Source organism: Leptolyngbya sp. BC1307, from assembly GCF_002286735.1.
Classification (GTDB): Bacteria; Cyanobacteriota; Cyanobacteriia; order Phormidesmidales; family Phormidesmidaceae; genus Phormidesmis.
Window position 1 is genome coordinate 1 of sequence record NZ_NRTA01000130.1, and the last position, 1759, is coordinate 1759.

General features: G+C 51.2%; 1 protein-coding gene and 1 pseudogene. Both read right to left on the reverse strand.

Annotation, left to right across the window (positions count from 1 at the left end; genetic code table 11):
- Positions 1–86: 86 nt before the first annotated feature.
- Positions 87–842, reverse strand: coding sequence for a transposase (locus tag CKL79_RS22325; protein ID WP_121971701.1), 756 nt, complete (start codon positions 840–842; stop codon positions 87–89).
- A gap of 499 nt (positions 843–1341) precedes the next feature.
- Positions 1342–1759 (reverse strand): annotated as a pseudogene (locus CKL79_RS22960) (hypothetical protein); the annotation flags it as partial.

Sequence of the window (1759 nt, forward strand, 5' to 3'; positions counted from 1 at the left end):
ATCTTGGCTTTGACTGCACTCTACGCTGCCTGATGAGATCCTGATTACCCGACTACCCCGCTGTCGTCACTCGCCTATACCCACTGTCACCTAATAGCTGGCTGCTTGGACAATACCGCCCAGGGCTCGCCAGCAGTCGGTAAATTAGCCGTTGCCAAGTGACAATCGATGCCATTCAAAACGGTCACATGGTCGAATAAATAAACTTCCCCTGTCGGCGGCAACAGGGCTCGAACCGCCCGCTGACGACCACTAGCTAGGTGGATGATGAGGTCTGACTTAGCGCGGATGGCCCAGTCCCACTGCTGTTGGTTCAGCCATCGCATCAACTCGCCATGTTCAAAGCCTCGGTCTGCCAGTAGCGTCACCTGTGCCCCGGTGGGAAGAACCGTTTTAGCCGTGTCTAAGACGCTACGATAGGTCTCAAAGCCAACGGTGGCGCTGCCATGCTCAATGACGGTTTGGGCCAGTGTGATAGACCGTCCGCCCCAAGCTAGGCACACTTCTATCAGGCAGAAGCTGTCCCACAAAACGCTGGTATCTAGCGTCAGCGTCAACGCTTCGCCCCCAAAGGCTTGAATGAATTGCTTGAGCAGCGGTTGATAGTAGCGCTCTGCGCTGATGTGTTCGTTATGCACCAGATAGCTCAGACGCTCCATATGGGCGCGAGCCCCGCAGTCTCGGTGGCCGAGAAAGGGGAGCCAATGGCTTAAACAGGCGCTGCCTGATTGCAGAATCCCGGCGATGGCTTCTGCATAACCTTGTAAATGACGACGGTCTTTGGGTAAGACCCATTGACGTAACTGGTCTTCCAGTTGACGATAAAGGTGGGGTGTTTCCATTTGAGATAGATTTTTGTTGAGGAACTTAAGCTTCTCATGGAATGCCCCGCTCTCGCTATCTTTGTCTCACTATAGGATTCCACTCGTAGCAGTACTTTCACGACTTCTCTGCACCACTAAGCTTCAAACGTAGATTCCTTGCGTACCCATATACAGCTTGCTAGACGGGATTCCAGCTTAGGCTGCCAGTTACCGCCGTTTATTCCCGCTTCAGGCGTTGATGGCTAGTCGCGAACCTGGGGAATATGCTTTCCCTCCACCACTTGGAGGGAGGGACTTTCACCCTCATCGAGATACCAGTTATCAAGGTTCTATCCTTGTCTCCTATCCCCCAGACAAAGCTGGTTTCAGAAGAACACATCGCACGCCGAGATACATGTAAAAACGACCACATCTAGATCAAACCCTTATGTGTCAAAAGTTTTTTGTTTTTATGAAATTAGTGACTTGAGTGTTGTGCTCTGACGGTAGAAAAATAATTGAGGCGTTATCTAGCGAGTCATGCAGGCACCCCCTTATTCTGCTTGTCAAACAATTTGGCAAACACCTGCGACGCCGATTCACCCTGTTCAAGACAGTCATGAGCAAAGAGGATTAGCTTTTCTATCAGCGCTTGCGATTGCTGGCGACAGACCTGCCCGATGGATTGTGTGAGCTGGGTAGGGCGCTTGCCCGGAGCCTTTGTCGGGGGTGGCAAGCAAGCCAAGTGCAAGATTGAGTAAGCCACGAACACCAACGTCCAATGGGTTTGAATGGATTCAAAGGTTCGCATCCGATACTCATCAAGCCCGAGATATTGCTTTCCATCTCGATAAAAGGTTTCAGTGTGCCAGCCACAACACCCCCATAAGAACGAAACCAACTTCGTACCCAACGATTGGATTAAGGGGATTATTGCGATTGGTAAAAGCGATCGC

Bases quoted from the DNA above. Each gene is read 5' to 3' on its own strand.
- CKL79_RS22325 (WP_121971701.1), bottom strand. From the start codon at position 842: ATGGAAACACCCCACCTTTATCGTCAACTGGAAGACCAGTTACGTCAA.